Source organism: Streptomyces sp. MBT53 (genome assembly GCF_016654115.1).
In the GTDB taxonomy this organism is placed as follows: Bacteria; Actinomycetota; Actinomycetes; order Streptomycetales; family Streptomycetaceae; genus Streptomyces.
The window spans coordinates 1-14309 of sequence record NZ_JAEQAZ010000053.1; the positions used below are offsets into that span (position 1 = coordinate 1).

Below are 14309 nucleotides of genomic sequence, written 5' to 3' on the forward strand. Positions count from 1 at the left end.
AGGTGCTCGTCCTGGAGGCCGGCCGGCCCGACTACCCGTGGGACGTCTTCATCCACATGCCCGCCGCGCTGACCTACCCGATCGGCAGCCGGTTCTACGACTGGAAGTACGAGTCGGAACCCGAGCCGCACATGGGCGACCGGCGCGTCTACCACGCCCGCGGCAAGGTGCTGGGCGGTTCCAGCAGCATCAACGGCATGATCTTCCAGCGCGGCAACCCCATGGACTACGAGCGCTGGGCCGCCGACGCCGGCATGGAGAGCTGGGACTACGCGCACTGTCTGCCGTACTTCCGGCGGATGGAGAACTGCCTCGCGGCCGATCCCGACGACGAGTTCCGCGGCCACGACGGCCCCCTCGTCCTCGAACGCGGCCCCGCCACCAACCCGTTGTTCGGCGCCTTCCTCAACGCCGTGCAGGAAGCGGGCTATCCGCGCACGGACGACGTCAACGGCTACCAGCAGGAGGGCTTCGCACCCTTCGACCGCAACGTCAGCCGAGGGCGCCGACTCTCCGCCTCCAAGGCGTACCTGAAGCCCGTACGCAAGCGGCCCAACCTCACCGTCACCACCCGCGCGATGGTCAACCGCGTCCTCTTCGAGGGCAAGAAGGCCGTCGGCGTCGAGTACAAGCATCACGGCAAGCTCCACCAGGTGCGCGCCCGCGAGGTCATCCTCTGCGGCGGCGCCATCAACTCCCCGCAGCTGCTCCAGCTTTCGGGCGTCGGCAACGCCGAGGAGCTCAGCGCCCTCGGTATCGACGTCGTCCACGACCTGCCGGGCGTCGGCGAGAACATGCAGGACCACCTGGAGGTGTACATCCAGTACGCCTGCAAGCAACCCGTCTCCATGCAGCCGTACATGGCGAAGTGGCGGGCCCCCTTCATCGGCCTGCAATGGCTCTTCCGCAAGGGTCCCGCCGCCACGAACCACTTCGAGGCCGGCGGGTTCGCCCGCAGCAACGAGGACGTCGACTACCCCAACCTGATGTTCCACTTCCTGCCGATCGCGGTCCGCTACGACGGCTCCTCGCCGGCCGGCGGCCACGGCTACCAGGTGCACGTCGGGCCCATGTACTCCGACGCCATCGGCTCGGTGAAGATCAAGAGCAAGGACCCGCTGGAGCACCCGGCGCTGCGCTTCAACTACCTCTCCACGGAACAGGATCGGCGCGAGTGGGTCGAGTCGATCCGGGTCGCCCGCAAGCTCCTCAACCAGCCCGCACTGGCCCCGTACAACGACGGCGAGATCTCGCCCGGCCCGTCCGTCGAGAGCGACGAGGAGATCCTCGCCTGGGTCGCCAAGGAGGGCGAGACCGCGCTGCATCCCTCCTGCACCTGCAAGATGGGCACCGACGAGATGTCCGTCGTCGATCCAACCAGCATGCGGGTGCACGGAGTCGAGGGGCTGCGGGTCGTCGACGCCTCGGTGATGCCGTACGTCACCAACGGCAACATCTACGCGCCCGTCATGATGATCGCCGAGAAGGCGGCCGACCTGATCCTGGGGAAGGAGCCGCTGGCTCCCTCCAAGGCCGTGTACTACCGCCACCGCGACGCCCAGAAGCAGGCCGGGTAGGGCGTGTTGGGCGGCGACGGTCTCAAGGCGCTGTTGTCGAGCGTCCGTTACGAGGTGCTGCCCGCGAAGGCGACCGAGGAGAAGGTTCTGGCCCATGTGCCGCGCGATGTCGTCGTCACCGTGACGGCGTCGCCGGTCAAGGGCCTGGAACCGACCCTCGACCTCGTCGAGCGATTGTCCGCGCACGGCTACCGCGTGGTCCCGCACGTCCCCGCGCGGCTGCTGCGGGACGACGCGCACCTCAAGGATGTCGTCGAGCGGCTGCGGCAGGCCGGTGTCGACGACGTGTTCGTCCCGGCCGGCGACGCCGATCCGCCGGCCGGGGTCTACGACGGGGCGCTGCCGGTGCTCCGCAGGCTCAGCGAGTCGGGCGGCCCGTTCGCCCGCGTCGGCATCACCGGGTATCCGGAGAGTCACCCCCTCATCCACGACGACCTCACCATCCAGGCCATGTGGGACAAGCGCACCCATGCCACGTACATCGTGAGCAACCTGTGCTTCGACGCGCGCGTGCTGGGGGAGTGGGTCGGCCGGATCAGGCGCCGTGACGTCACGCTGCCGCTGTACGTGGGTGTCGCGGGGCCGGTGCAGCGCGCGAAGCTGCTGGCCATGGCGACGAAGATCGGGGTGGGGGAGTCGACGCGGTTCCTCACGAAGCACGCGTCGTGGTTTCTGCGGTTCGCGGCGCCTGGTGGGTACTCGCCGGACCAGCTGCTCGCGCGCACCGCGGAGGCACTGACGGCACCCGCGGCGGGAGTGGCGGGGCTGCACGTCTTCACGTTCAACCAGCTCGCGGAAACCGAGCGTTGGCGTCGCGCGGCGCTGGCCCGGCTGGGCGGCTAGCCCAGCCGGGCCCGTATACGACCGTCGCTCACCGGAACACCACCGTCCGATTCCCGTACACCATCACCCTGTTCTCGCTGTGCCACTTCACCGCGTGCGCCAGCACCTGTGCCTCCACGTCCCGCCCCACCGTGACCAGCTCCTCCGGGTCGAGCGAGTGGTCCACCCGCACCACGTCCTGGTCGATGATCTGGCCCTCGTCCAGTTCCGGCGTCACATAGTGCGCGGTGGCGCCCACGAGCTTCACGCCGCGGTCGTACGCCTGCTGGTAGGGGCGGGCGCCCTTGAAGCTGGGGAGGAAGGAGTGGTGGATGTTGATGGCGCGGCCCTCCAGCTCCTTGCACAGGTCGTCGGAGAGCACCTGCATGTAGCGGGCCAGCACCACCAGGTCGATGTCCAGGTCGCGTACCAGCTCCAGAAGCCGCGCCTCGGCCTCGGCCTTCGTGTCCCTGGTGACCGGGATGTGGTGGAAGGGGATGCCGTACGTGTCCGCGAGACCCTCGAAGTCCCGGTGGTTGGAGACGATCGCGGGGATCTCGATGTTGAGGGCGCCGGTGCGCTTGCGGAAGAGCAGGTCGTTCAGGCAGTGGCCGAATTTGGACACCATGATCAGGGTCCTGGTCGGCGTCGAGGCGTCTCGGAGGGTCCAGGAGATGCGATACGCCTCGGCGACCGGACCGAATCGGTAACGCAGTGTTTTCAGGTCGGCGTTTGGATCGGAAACGTCGAAGTGGACCCTCATGAAGAAGCGGCCCTTGAGCCGATCATCGAATTGCCGGCTCTCCAGGATGTTTCCGGAGTTCCGGACGAGGAAGCCGCTCACGGCATGGACCAGTCCGGTGGTGTCCGGGCACGAGAGGGTGAGGACGAATTCGCGGCCAGGGTGCGGTCGAGGGGACATGAACGGCCTCCGTCGGTGCGTGTTGCGCAACATGGTGAGCGATACGCAACATGGTTGGGCCGTGCGCCGCTCGCGGTCAAGAGGTGGCCGGGCAATGGGCCGCATGGCGAAATCGTCATCTGCCAACCCCTTGACGTATGTCTGCACATTCGCCAGGGTGTTCCACCACAAGCAATACGGTGCACAATGCGCAACGGAATTCGCTCGAAGGGCTCCACACGTGGCAGACCTGTATGTGGACGGAGAATGGCGCGACGCGGTGGCCGGCGGTCACCGTGAGATCCGCTGTCCCGCCGACGGCACGCTCACCGCGACCGTGTCCGAGGGAACACGTCCCGACACCGAGGCCGCGATCGCCGCCGCCCGCCGCGCCTTCGATGAAGGACCCTGGCCGCGCACCCCCGAGCGGGAGCGCGCAGCCCTGCTGCTGCGCACCGCCGACATCCTCGAACGCGACGCCAAGGAGTTCGCCCGCGCCGAGTCGCTGGACTCCGGCAAGCGGCTGGTGGAGAGCGAGTACGACATCGCCGACGTCGTCTCCTGCTTCCGCTACTACGGCGGGATCGGCGGCACCGACGCCGGACGGGTCATCGACACCGGGCGCGACGACGCCGTAAGTCGGGTCGTGTACGAGCCCGTCGGTGTGTGCGGGCTCATCACGCCCTGGAACTACCCGCTGCTGCAGGCCAGTTGGAAGGTCGCTCCGGCGCTCCTCGCGGGCAACACGATCGTCCTCAAGCCCAGTGAGCTGACGCCCTCCACCTCCATCCTGCTGATGAAGGCGCTGGAGGAGGCAGGGCTGCCCGCCGGGGCCGCCAACCTCGTCCTCGGGACCGGACCCGAGGTGGGCGCACCGCTCTCCGAGGACCCCGCCGTCGACATGGTCTCCTTCACCGGGGGCCTGGAGACCGGCAAACGCATCATGGCCACCGCCGCCGCGACCGTGAAGAAGGTCGCGCTGGAGCTGGGCGGCAAGAACCCCAACGTCATCTTCGCCGACGCCGACTTCGAGACGGCCGTGGACTTCGCGCTCACGGCCGTCTTCCTGCACTCGGGCCAAGTCTGCTCGGCCGGCGCCCGGTTGATCGTCGAGGACTCGCTGCACGACCGCTTCGTGGACGAGGTGGTGCGCCGCGCGCGGCAGATCAGGCTCGGCGGGCCCTTCGACCCCGAGGCCGAGACCGGCGCACTGATCTCCGCACAGCACCGCGAGAAGGTCGAGGCGTATGTCGCGGCCGGCATCGCCGAGGGTGCCGTACTGCGGTGCGGCGGCGAGCGGCCGACCGAACCCGCCCTCGCCGACGGGCACTTCTACCCGCCGACCGTCCTCGACGGCTGCACGCAGGACATGCGGGTGGTGCACGAGGAGTCCTTCGGACCGGTCCTGACCGTCGAGCGCTTCACCGACGAGGACGACGCCGTACGCATCGCCAACGACACCGAGTACGGCCTCGCCGGCGCCGTCTGGACCCAGGACGCGGGCAAGGCCCAGCGGGTCGCCCGGCGGCTGCGGCACGGCACCGTGTGGATCAACGACTACCACCCCTATGTGCCGCAGGCGGAATGGGGTGGCTTCGGACACTCGGGCGTAGGACGGGAGTTGGGACCGACCGGCCTGAACGAGTACCGAGAGCCCAAGCACATCTGGCAGAACATCCAACCCCGGCCGCAGCACTGGTTCCGCGGCTGAACGCCGAAAAGAGGTCGATCGTGACCCCAGCACAGACCGAGGTGCCGCAGCGGCGCGGCACGCCCCAGGACTCGGGCCCCACCCCGGTCATCTCCGTGCGCAAGCTGTGGAAGGTGTTCGGGCCGAAGGCGGACCAGGTACCCGACTCAGAGGAACTGTGCGGGCTCACCCGACGTGAGCTGATGGACCGCACCGGCTGCACCGCCGCCGTACGCGATGTGAACTTCGAGGTCTCGCCCGGCGAGGTCTTCGTCGTCATGGGCCTGTCCGGCTCCGGGAAGTCCACCCTGGTGCGATGTCTGACCCGGCTGATCGAACCCACCGCGGGTGAGATCGTCTTCGAGGGCGAGGACATCCGGGACGCGGACGCCAAGCGGCTGCGCGAACTGCGGCGCCGTAAGTTCTCCATGGTCTTCCAGCACTTCGGGCTGCTGCCGCACCGCCGGGTCGTCGACAACGTGTCGTTCGGCCTGGAGATCCGCGGCATGAGCAAGGCCGAGCGCACCAAACGGGCTCTGGAGGTCGTCGAGTTGGTGGGCCTGTCGGGATACGAGAACTCCTACCCCGACCAGCTCTCCGGCGGTATGCAGCAACGCGTCGGTCTCGCCCGGGCGTTGGCGGGCGACCCGGACGTCCTCCTCTTCGACGAACCCTTCTCCGCGCTCGACCCGCTGATCCGCCGTGACATGCAGAACGAGGTCATCCGGCTGCACCACGAGGTCGGCAAGACCATGGTGTTCATCACCCACGACCTGTCCGAGGCGCTGAAGTTGGGCGACCGCATCCTCATCATGCGCGACGGCAAGATGGTGCAGTGCGGTACGGGCGACGAGCTGGTCGGCGCGCCCGCCGACGACTACGTGCGCGAGTTCGTGAAGGACGTACCGCGCGGCGATGTCCTCACCCTGCGCTGGATCATGCGGCCCGTTGTCGACGAAGACCCCCTGGACGGGCCGGAGTTGGGCCCGGACGTCGTCGTACGCGAGGCCACGCGCGCGGTGCTCGCGGCCGACAAGCCCGTCAAGGTCGTCGAGAACGGCAAGCTGCTCGGCATCGTCGGCGACGAGGAGATCCTCGCGGTCGTCGCCGGGCGGGAAGGCGACGCGTGATGACCGTCGCCGTGGAGAAACCGGAGCCCGCAGCTCAAGTCCAGGACGCCGTACCGGACTTGAAGGGGCCGCGACGCAAGATCACGCGCCCCATGATGGTGGGTGCCATCCTCGTCGTATGGCTGGTGCTGTTCGCCGTGCTGCGCGGGAAGCAGACCCTGACGCTCGCGGCGGCCGATCTCACCGGACTGCACCGGTGGTTCAACGACCTGAACGACTCGGTCGGCGCGAACCGCAACTCCAACCCGCTCTTCCTCTACTTCTTCAACGAGATCCGCCTGGTCATCGACAACCTGGTGACCTTCGTCCAGGATCTGATCTCGCAGCCGAGCGGCGACCGGCCGGTGCCGCAGATCGGCTGGCTCGGAGTCGTCGGCGTCACCGGCTTCGTGTCCTGGGCCGTCGGCAACTGGCGGGTCGCGCTCCTCGCCATGGCCGGCTTCGCCTTCTTCGGGCTCCAGGGCCTGTGGCAGGAGAGCATGGACACCCTGGCGCTCACCCTCTCCGCCGTGCTCGTGGCGCTGGTGTTCGCGATTCCGCTGGGGGTGTGGGCGGGGCTGTCCGACCGGTTCAACCGGATCATCACGCCCTTCCTCGACTTCATGCAGACGATGCCGACCTTCGTCTACCTGGCGCCACTGACCCTGATCTTCCTCATCGGTCCGGCCTCCGCGGTGATCGCCACGGTGATCTACGCGGCCCCGCCCGCGATCCGCATCACCGCGCACGGCATCCGCAACGTCCCGGAGACGACCGTGGAAGCGGCCGACTCGATGGGTTCGACCCGCTGGCAGTCGCTGATCAAGGTGCTGCTGCCGATGGCCAAGCGGACCGTGGTGATGGGCGTCAACCAGACCATCATGGCCGCCCTCGCGATGGTCACCATCGCGGCCCTGATCGACGCGCCAGGCCTCGGCAAGACCGTCATGCAGGCCCTCCAGTCGCTCGACGTCGGTACGGCCTTCAACGCGGGCCTCGCGATCGTCATCATGGCCATCGTCCTGGACCGGGTCACCACCGCCTCCAGCACGAGGGCGGAACAGGCCCGGAATTCGAGCGGTCGCTTCCTCAAGTGGCGCCGCCCGCTGCTCGGTTCGGGCGCCGTGGGTGTCGTAGTGCTGATCTATCTGTCGCACACCTACCTCTGGGCGGCACAGTTCCCCGGCGACGGCACCACGGGCACGCACATCGCCAACGCGGCGGACAGCGTGACGACTTGGGCGCAGGACAACCTGTCCGGCGTCACCAACGCCTTCCGGGACGCGATCACCAACGGTCTGCTCAACCCGTTCCAGTCGCTGCTCACCGACTCCCCGTGGTGGCTCGTCGGCGCGGCCCTGATCGGCATCGGCGTGGTCGTCGGCGGCTGGCGCTCCGGGGTCACAACCGCCATATGCGTAGGGCTGCTTGTGGGCACCGGCGTGTGGTCGGACGCGATGACCACGCTGGCCTCCACCGTCGTGGCGACCGTGATCGTGATGCTGTTCGGCATCGCCTTCGGGGTGTGGATGGGGCGCAGCATGATGGTGGACCGGGTGTTGCGGCCCACGCTGGACGCGGCGCAGGTCATGCCGCCGTTCGTCTATCTGGTGCCGTTCCTTGCGCTGTTCGGCGCGACCCGCTTCACCGCGATCGTCGCCGCCGTCGTGTACGCCGTACCAGTGGCCATCAAGATCACCGCCGACGGGGTGCGGGCCGTGCCCGAGACTACCGTCGAGGCGGCCACCGCGGCCGGGTGCAACACCTGGCAGATCATCACCAAGGTTCAACTGCCGATGGCACGCAGCGCCCTGACCCTCGCGACCAACCAGGGCCTGATCTATGTGCTGTCGATGGTTGTAGTGGGCGGCCTGGTGGGGGCCGGCGCCCTCGGCTACGACGTCGTGGCCGGCTTCTCGCAGAGCGAGCTGTACGGCAAGGGCCTGGCGGCTGGGCTCGCCATCGTCCTGCTGGGAGTCATGTTCGACCGGATCACTCAGGCGGCCGCGCGCCGAACCAGCGCTTAAAGGAGCACGACACCATGGCAAGACACTGGCGTACCGGCGCGGCCGGCCTGGCCGTCCTCGGCCTCACCCTCACCGCGTGCGGCGGGGCGAAGGTCGGCGACACGTCCTCGGGCTCCGGCTCGGGCAGCAGCTCGGGCAGCTCGGCCAAGTGCGGGACCTTCAACCTCGCGGTCAACCCGTGGGTGGGCTACGAGGCGGACGCGGCGGTCGTCGCGTACGTCGCGCAGCAGAAACTCGGCTGTACGGTCAACAAGAAGGATCTGAAAGAGGAGATCGCCTGGCAGGGCTTCGGGACCGGCGAGGTCGACGCGGTCCTGGAGAACTGGGGCCACGACGACCTCAAGAAGAAGTACATCACCGGCCAGAAGACCGCCGTCGAGGCCGGCCAGACCGGCAACAAAGGCATCATCGGCTGGTACGTGCCGCCGTGGCTCGCCAAGGCCCACCCCGACATCCTGAACTACAAGAACCTCAACAAGTACGCGTCCAAGTTCAAGACCTCCGAGTCGGGCGGCAAGGGCCAACTCCTCGACGGCGACCCGTCGTACGTCACCAACGACGCCGCACTGGTGAAGAACCTGAAGCTGGACTTCAAGGTGGTGTACGCGGGCAGCGAGACCGCGCTCATCCAGGCCTTCCGCACCGCCGAGAAGAACAAGCAGTGGGTCATCGGCTACTTCTACGAGCCGCAGTGGTTCCTGTCCGAGGTGGCGCTCAAGAAGGTCACTCTGCCCGCGTACACGACGGGTTGTGACGCGGTCGCGTCGAAGATCGCCTGCGACTACCCGGTCTACGACCTCGACAAGATCGTCAGCGCGAAGTTCGCCAAGTCGGGCAGCCCCGCCTACAACCTGGTGAAGAACTTCAACTGGACCAACGACGACCAGAACACCGTCGCCAAGTACATAGCGCAGGACAAGCTGTCCGACGACGCGGCGGCGAAGAAGTGGGTCGACGCCAACCAGGCAAAGGTGGACGCCTGGCTCAAGTAGCCGTAGCGAAAAGCCGGTTGACCATGCCCGGTGGGCGGTGCGCGCGGACGCGTACCGCCCACCGGGCATCGCCGTGTTCGGGCCGGTGATCAGGGGCGTCGCCCGGGGTCTCGGACCCCTTGACACCCGCTCCTCGCGCCGGGCACATTGAGTTGCGCAACCTGAAGCATGTTGCGCAGACAGCAACCGGATTGCTCTCTAGCCGGAGGTGCGGCGATGGCGGGACCCCGAGTGGTCATCATCGGAGCGGGCGTCGTGGGGGCGGCGCTGGCGGACGAGATCTCCGCGCGAGGCTGGACCGAAGTGACCGTGGTCGACCAGGGCCCGCTGCCCGCCACCGGGGGCTCCTCGTCGCACGCCCCAGGACTGGTCTTCCAGACCAACTCCTCGAAAACCATGACCGAGTTGGCCCGCTACACGGTCGAGAAGTTCTGCTCCCTCGACGTCGACGGCAAGCCCTGCTTCCTCCAGGTCGGCGGCCTCGAAGTCGCCACCACCCCCGAGCGCGTCGCGGAACTCCACCGCCGGCACGGCTGGATCACCGCCTGGGGCATCGAGGCCCGCCTGCTCACCCCAGAGGAGTGCGTCGAGCACCACCCCCTGGTGAACCCGGACAGGGTCCTCGGCGGCCTCCTGGTCCCCACCGACGGCCTCGCGAAGGCCGTCCTCGCGGTGGAGGCCCAGATCCGCCGCGCCACGGACCGCGGCGTGACCTTCCTGGCCCGCCACGAAGTCCTGGACGTCCAGCAGGCCGACGGCCGCGTCACCGGCGTCCTCACCGACCAGGGCGAGATCCCCGCCGACATCGTCGTGTGCTGCGCCGGCATCTGGGGCCCGAAGATCGCCCGCATGGTCGGCATGAACCTCCCGCTGACCCCGCTGGGCCACCAGCTCGCCTGGACCGGTCCAGTACCGGCCCTCGCCGGTCAGACCGAGGAGGCCGTCCGCCCGATCCTGCGCCACCAGGACGCCGACCTCTACTACCGCGACCGCTTCGACGCCATCGGCATCGGCTACTACGGCCACCGCCCGATGCCGATCACGGCCGACGACATCCTCTCCGTCGACGAGGCCGCCGACATGCCGTCCGTCCTCAAGTTCACCGAGGACGACTTCGCGCCCGCGTGGACGGAGACCCAGTCCCTCCTCCCCGCGACGAAGGACGCGAAGGTCGAGGAGGGCATCAACGGCCTCTTCTCCTTCACCACCGACAACTTCCCGCTCCTCGGCGAGTCCCCGGACGTCAAGGGCTTCTGGGTCGCCGAGGCGGTCTGGGTCACGCACTCGGCGGGCGTCGGCCGCGCGATGGCCGAGTGGCTGGTCGACGGTTTCTGCTCGTCCTTCGACCTCCACGAGTGCGACGTCAACCGCTTCGAGCAGCACCAACTCGCCCCCGAATACGTCCTGGCCCGCGACTGCCAGAACTTCGTCGAGGTCTACGACATCCTCCACCCCCTCCAGCCGTCCGGTAAGCCGCGCCCGATCCGCACCAGCCCCTTCCACACCCGCCAGCAGGAACACGGCGCGGTCTTCCTGGAGGCGAACGGCTGGGAGCGCCCGCAGTGGTACGAGGCCAACTCGGGCCTGGTGGAAGGCCGTTCGATCCCGGCCCCGAACGACTGGGCGGCCCAGTACTGGTCCCCGATCGTCGGCGCCGAGGCCCAGGCCACCCGCGAGACGGTCGCGATGTACGACATGACGGCCCTCAAACGCCTTGAGGTGACCGGTCCAGGCGCCGCCGACTTCCTGGAGGGCCTGGTCACCGGCAAGGTCGCCAAGTCGGTCGGCTCGGTGACGTACACCCTCCTCCTCGACGAGGACGGCGGCATCCGCAGCGACATCACCGTCGCCCGCCTGTCCCGCGACCAGTTCCAGGTCGGCGCCAACGGCAACCTCGACCTCGACTGGTTCACCCGCCACCTCCCCTCCGATGGAACGGTCCAGGTCCGAGACATCACCCCCGGCACCTGCTGCATCGGCCTGTGGGGCCCTCTCGCCCGCAAGGTTCTCCAGCCCCTGACGGACGAGGACTTCACGAACGAGGGCCTCAAGTACTTCCGCGCCAAGCGGGCCTACATTGGAACGGTCCCGGTCACCGCCATGCGCCTCTCCTACGTCGGCGAACTCGGCTGGGAGCTCTACACCACCGCCGACCAGGGCCAGAAACTCTGGGACACCCTGTGGCAGGCCGCGCAACCCCTCGGCGGAGTCATCGCGGGCCGCGGCGCCTTCAACAGCCTCCGCCTGGAGAAGGGTTACCGCTCCTTCGGCACCGACATGACCTACGAGCACGACCCCTACGAGGCCGGCGTCGGCTTCGCCGTCAAACTCGACAAGGGCGACTTCATCGGCAAGGCGGCCCTGGAACGCCGAAAGACCGACGTGCAACGGCAGTTGACCTGCCTCACCATCGACGACCCCAGGTCGGTCGTCATGGGCAAGGAGCCGGTCTACGACGGCGAGCGCGCCGTCGGCTACGTCACCAGCGCCGCCTACGGCTACACGATCGGCAAGGGCATCGCCTACGCCTGGCTGCCGTCCGAACTCGCGACCCCCGGCACGACGTTGCACATCGGCTACTTCGACGAGCGCGTCGAAGCGGTCGTAGCGGCGGAGCCACTGTTCGACCCGACGATGTCCCGCCTCCGCGGTTAGCCGGAAGGACGAGAACGCCGAATGAACGCCCTGAACACGCCCCTCGCCGAACTGGACCCCGAGGTCCACGCCGCGCTCCGCGCCGAACTGCACCGCCAGCAGTCCACGTTGGAGATGATCGCCTCCGAGAACTTCGCGCCCTCCGCCGTACTGGAGGCGCAGGGTTCGGTCCTCACCAACAAGTACGCGGAAGGCTACCCCGGCCGCCGCTACTACGGCGGCTGCGAACACGTCGACGTCACCGAGCGGTTGGCGATCGAGCGGATCAAGTCCCTGTTCGGCGCGGGCTTCGCCAACGTCCAGCCGCACTCGGGCGCCCAGGCCAACACGGCAGTGTTCTTCGCCCTGTTGAAGCCCGGCGACACGATCCTCGGCCTCGACCTCGCGCACGGCGGCCACCTCACCCACGGCATGCGCCTCAACTACAGCGGCAAGATGCTGAACGTGGTGCCGTACCACGTCTCCGAGACCGACAACCTGGTCGACATGGACGAGGTGGAGCGCCTCGCCAAGGAACACGGCCCCAAGATGATCATCGCGGGCTGGTCGGCGTACCCAAGGCAGTTGGACTTCGCGGAGTTCCGGCGGATCGCCGACGAGGTGGGCGCCCTGCTGATGGTCGACATGGCGCACTTCGCGGGCCTGGTGGCCGCGGGCCTGCACCCGAACCCGGTCCCGCACGCCCACGTGACCACCACGACCACACACAAAACCCTCGGCGGCCCGCGCGGCGGAGTCATCCTCACCAACGAGGCCGACCTCGCCAAGAAGATCAACTCGGCGGTGTTCCCCGGCATGCAGGGCGGCCCCCTGGAGCATGTCATCGCCGCGAAGGCGGTGTCGTTCAAGGTCGCGGCCTCACCCGAGTTCGCCGAACGCCAGGCCCGCACACTCGCCGGCTCCCGCATCCTCGCCGAACGCCTCACGCGGCCGGACGTGGCGGCCACCAGAGCGAAAGTCCTCACCGGCGGCACGGACGTCCACCTGGTCCTGGTCGACCTGCGCGACTCCGAACTGGACGGCAGGCAGGCGGAAGACCTCCTCCACGAGATCGGCATCACCGTCAACCGCAACGCCGTCCCCTTCGACCCGCGCCCGCCCATGGTCACATCGGGCTTGCGCATCGGCACCCCGGCACTGGCGACACGCGGCTTCACGGAGGAGGACTTCGCGGAGGTGTCCGACGTGATCGCGCTGGCTCTCCAACCCGAGCCGGATGTAGGTGCGTTGAAGGCCCGTACGGAAGCGCTGGCGGCGAAACACCCGCTCTACCCGCACCTGTCCGAGGAGGACGACCCCCGATGACCCCGCGCACCCCGGGCGCCGACCTCCCCGAACACCCCGACTGGCTCTGGCGCACACCCGAGCCGAAACGCTCGTACGACGTGATCGTGGTCGGCGGCGGAGGCCACGGCCTCGCAACCGCCCACTACTTGGCGAAGAACCACGGCATCACGAACGTGGCGGTGCTGGAGAAGGGGTGGCTCGCGGGCGGCAACATGGCCCGCAACACCACGATCATCCGCTCCAACTACCTCTGGGACGAGAGCGCGGGCATCTACGAGCACGCGCTGAAGTTGTGGGAGGGATTGGAGGAGGAGTTGGACTACCCGATCCTCTTCTCCCAACGCGGAGTCCTCAACCTCGCCCACAGCCTCCAGGACGTCCGCGACAGCGTGCGCCGCGTAGAGGCGAACCGCCTGAACGGCGTGGACGCGGAGTGGCTCGACGAACGGCAGGTCAAAGAGGTCTGCCCGATCGTCAACATCTCGCCGGACGTGCGCTATCCGGTGATGGGGGCCACCTATCAACCACGCGCGGGCATAGCCAAGCACGACCACGTGGCGTGGGGTCTGGCCCGCTCGGCGGACGCCGCCGGCATCGACATCATCCAGAACTGTGAGGTCACGGGACTGGACATCGTCGACGGCAGGGTGGTGGGCGTACAGACGACACTGGGCCCGATAGCGGCGGGCAAGGTAGCACTCTGCTCGGCAGGCCACACATCGGTCCTCGCGGCGATGGCGGGCATCGAACTCCCGCTCCAGAGCCACCCGTTGCAGGCACTGGTCTCGGAACTCCTGGAGCCGGTCCACCCCACGGTCGTCATGTCCAACGCGGTCCACGTGTACGTGAGTCAGGCGCACAAGGGCGAGTTGGTGATGGGCGCGGGCATCGACTCGTACAACTCGTACACGCAGCGTGGTGCGTTCCACATCATCGAGGAGCAGATGGCGGCGGCGCTGGAGCTGTTCCCGGTCTTCGCCCGCGCGCACGTGCTGCGCACGTGGGGCGGCATCGTGGACGTCACCCCCGACGCCTCACCCATAGTGGGCCTCACCCCGGTGAACAACCTCTACCTGAACTGCGGTTGGGGAACCGGAGGCTTCAAGGCCACCCCGGGCGTCGGCTGGGTCTACGCCCACACCATCGCCCACGACACGCCTCACCACCTCAACGCCCCCTTCTCGCTCGACCGTTTCACCACCGGCGCGCTCGTCGACGAGCACGGCGCCGCCGCGGTGGCCCACTAGGG

10 protein-coding genes are annotated in these 14309 nt (G+C 68.3%); 9 read left to right on the forward strand and 1 reads right to left on the reverse strand.

Annotated features, from left to right (window positions below; translation table 11 throughout):
• Nucleotides 1–1577 (forward strand): choline dehydrogenase (betA, locus tag JHN45_RS21035; RefSeq protein ID WP_201050033.1); only part of this gene is annotated, 1577 nt, incomplete at its 5' end.
• 6 nt (nucleotides 1578–1583) lie between these two features.
• Nucleotides 1584–2420, forward strand: coding sequence for a methylenetetrahydrofolate reductase (locus tag JHN45_RS21040; protein WP_200714711.1), 837 nt, complete (start codon nucleotides 1584–1586; stop codon nucleotides 2418–2420).
• A 28-nt stretch (nucleotides 2421–2448) separates the two neighbouring features.
• Here JHN45_RS21040 and purU read toward each other — a convergent pair whose 3' ends face one another.
• Nucleotides 2449–3321 carry a formyltetrahydrofolate deformylase gene (purU, locus tag JHN45_RS21045; RefSeq protein WP_200714709.1) on the reverse strand — a complete coding sequence of 291 codons (873 nt, stop codon included), beginning with the start codon at nucleotides 3319–3321 and terminating at the stop codon, nucleotides 2449–2451.
• A 220-nt stretch (nucleotides 3322–3541) separates the two neighbouring features.
• Between purU and JHN45_RS21050 the strand changes: the two genes are divergently transcribed.
• The 7 genes from JHN45_RS21050 (at nucleotide 3542) to JHN45_RS21080 (ending at nucleotide 14307) form a co-directional block, all read left to right on the forward strand.
• The gene (locus tag JHN45_RS21050) at nucleotides 3542–5011 is read left to right on the forward strand and encodes an aldehyde dehydrogenase family protein (protein WP_200714708.1); all 1470 of its coding nucleotides are present in this window, start codon (nucleotides 3542–3544) and stop codon (nucleotides 5009–5011) included.
• Between the two features lie 20 nt (nucleotides 5012–5031).
• Nucleotides 5032–6120: a glycine betaine/L-proline ABC transporter ATP-binding protein gene (locus JHN45_RS21055; RefSeq protein WP_019070884.1), complete on the forward strand. Its 1089-nt coding sequence runs from the start codon at nucleotides 5032–5034 to the stop codon at nucleotides 6118–6120.
• On the forward strand, nucleotides 6120–8126 hold the full coding sequence (locus JHN45_RS21060) for a proline/glycine betaine ABC transporter permease (RefSeq protein WP_200714707.1): 2007 nt from the start codon (nucleotides 6120–6122) through the stop codon (nucleotides 8124–8126). The genes JHN45_RS21055 and JHN45_RS21060 overlap by 1 nt, the downstream gene beginning before the upstream one ends.
• Nucleotides 8127–8140: 14 nt before the next feature.
• Nucleotides 8141–9118 (forward strand): ABC transporter substrate-binding protein, encoded by a 978-nt coding sequence (locus tag JHN45_RS21065; RefSeq protein WP_200714706.1) that lies wholly within the window; start codon nucleotides 8141–8143, stop codon nucleotides 9116–9118.
• A 216-nt stretch (nucleotides 9119–9334) separates the two neighbouring features.
• Nucleotides 9335–11773 carry an FAD-dependent oxidoreductase gene (locus tag JHN45_RS21070; protein WP_200714705.1) on the forward strand — a complete coding sequence of 813 codons (2439 nt, stop codon included), beginning with the start codon at nucleotides 9335–9337 and terminating at the stop codon, nucleotides 11771–11773.
• A gap of 21 nt (nucleotides 11774–11794) precedes the next feature.
• A complete protein-coding gene (gene glyA, locus JHN45_RS21075) occupies nucleotides 11795–13078 on the forward strand; it encodes a serine hydroxymethyltransferase (protein ID WP_201050034.1) in 1284 nt (427 codons plus the stop codon).
• Nucleotides 13075–14307, forward strand: coding sequence for a sarcosine oxidase subunit beta family protein (locus tag JHN45_RS21080; RefSeq protein ID WP_200714703.1), 1233 nt, complete (start codon nucleotides 13075–13077; stop codon nucleotides 14305–14307). Before glyA ends, JHN45_RS21080 begins: the two co-directional genes overlap by 4 nt.
• Nucleotides 14308–14309 lie beyond the last annotated feature (2 nt).

Bases quoted from the DNA above. Each gene is read 5' to 3' on its own strand.
- purU (WP_200714709.1), bottom strand. From the start codon at position 3,321: ATGTCCCCTCGACCGCACCCTGGCCGCGAATTCGTCCTCACCCTCTCG.
- JHN45_RS21060 (WP_200714707.1), top strand. From the start codon at position 6,120: ATGACCGTCGCCGTGGAGAAACCGGAGCCCGCAGCTCAAGTCCAGGAC.
- JHN45_RS21065 (WP_200714706.1), top strand. From the start codon at position 8,141: ATGGCAAGACACTGGCGTACCGGCGCGGCCGGCCTGGCCGTCCTCGGC.
- JHN45_RS21070 (WP_200714705.1), top strand. From the start codon at position 9,335: ATGGCGGGACCCCGAGTGGTCATCATCGGAGCGGGCGTCGTGGGGGCG.
- glyA (WP_201050034.1), top strand. From the start codon at position 11,795: ATGAACGCCCTGAACACGCCCCTCGCCGAACTGGACCCCGAGGTCCAC.
- JHN45_RS21080 (WP_200714703.1), top strand. From the start codon at position 13,075: ATGACCCCGCGCACCCCGGGCGCCGACCTCCCCGAACACCCCGACTGG.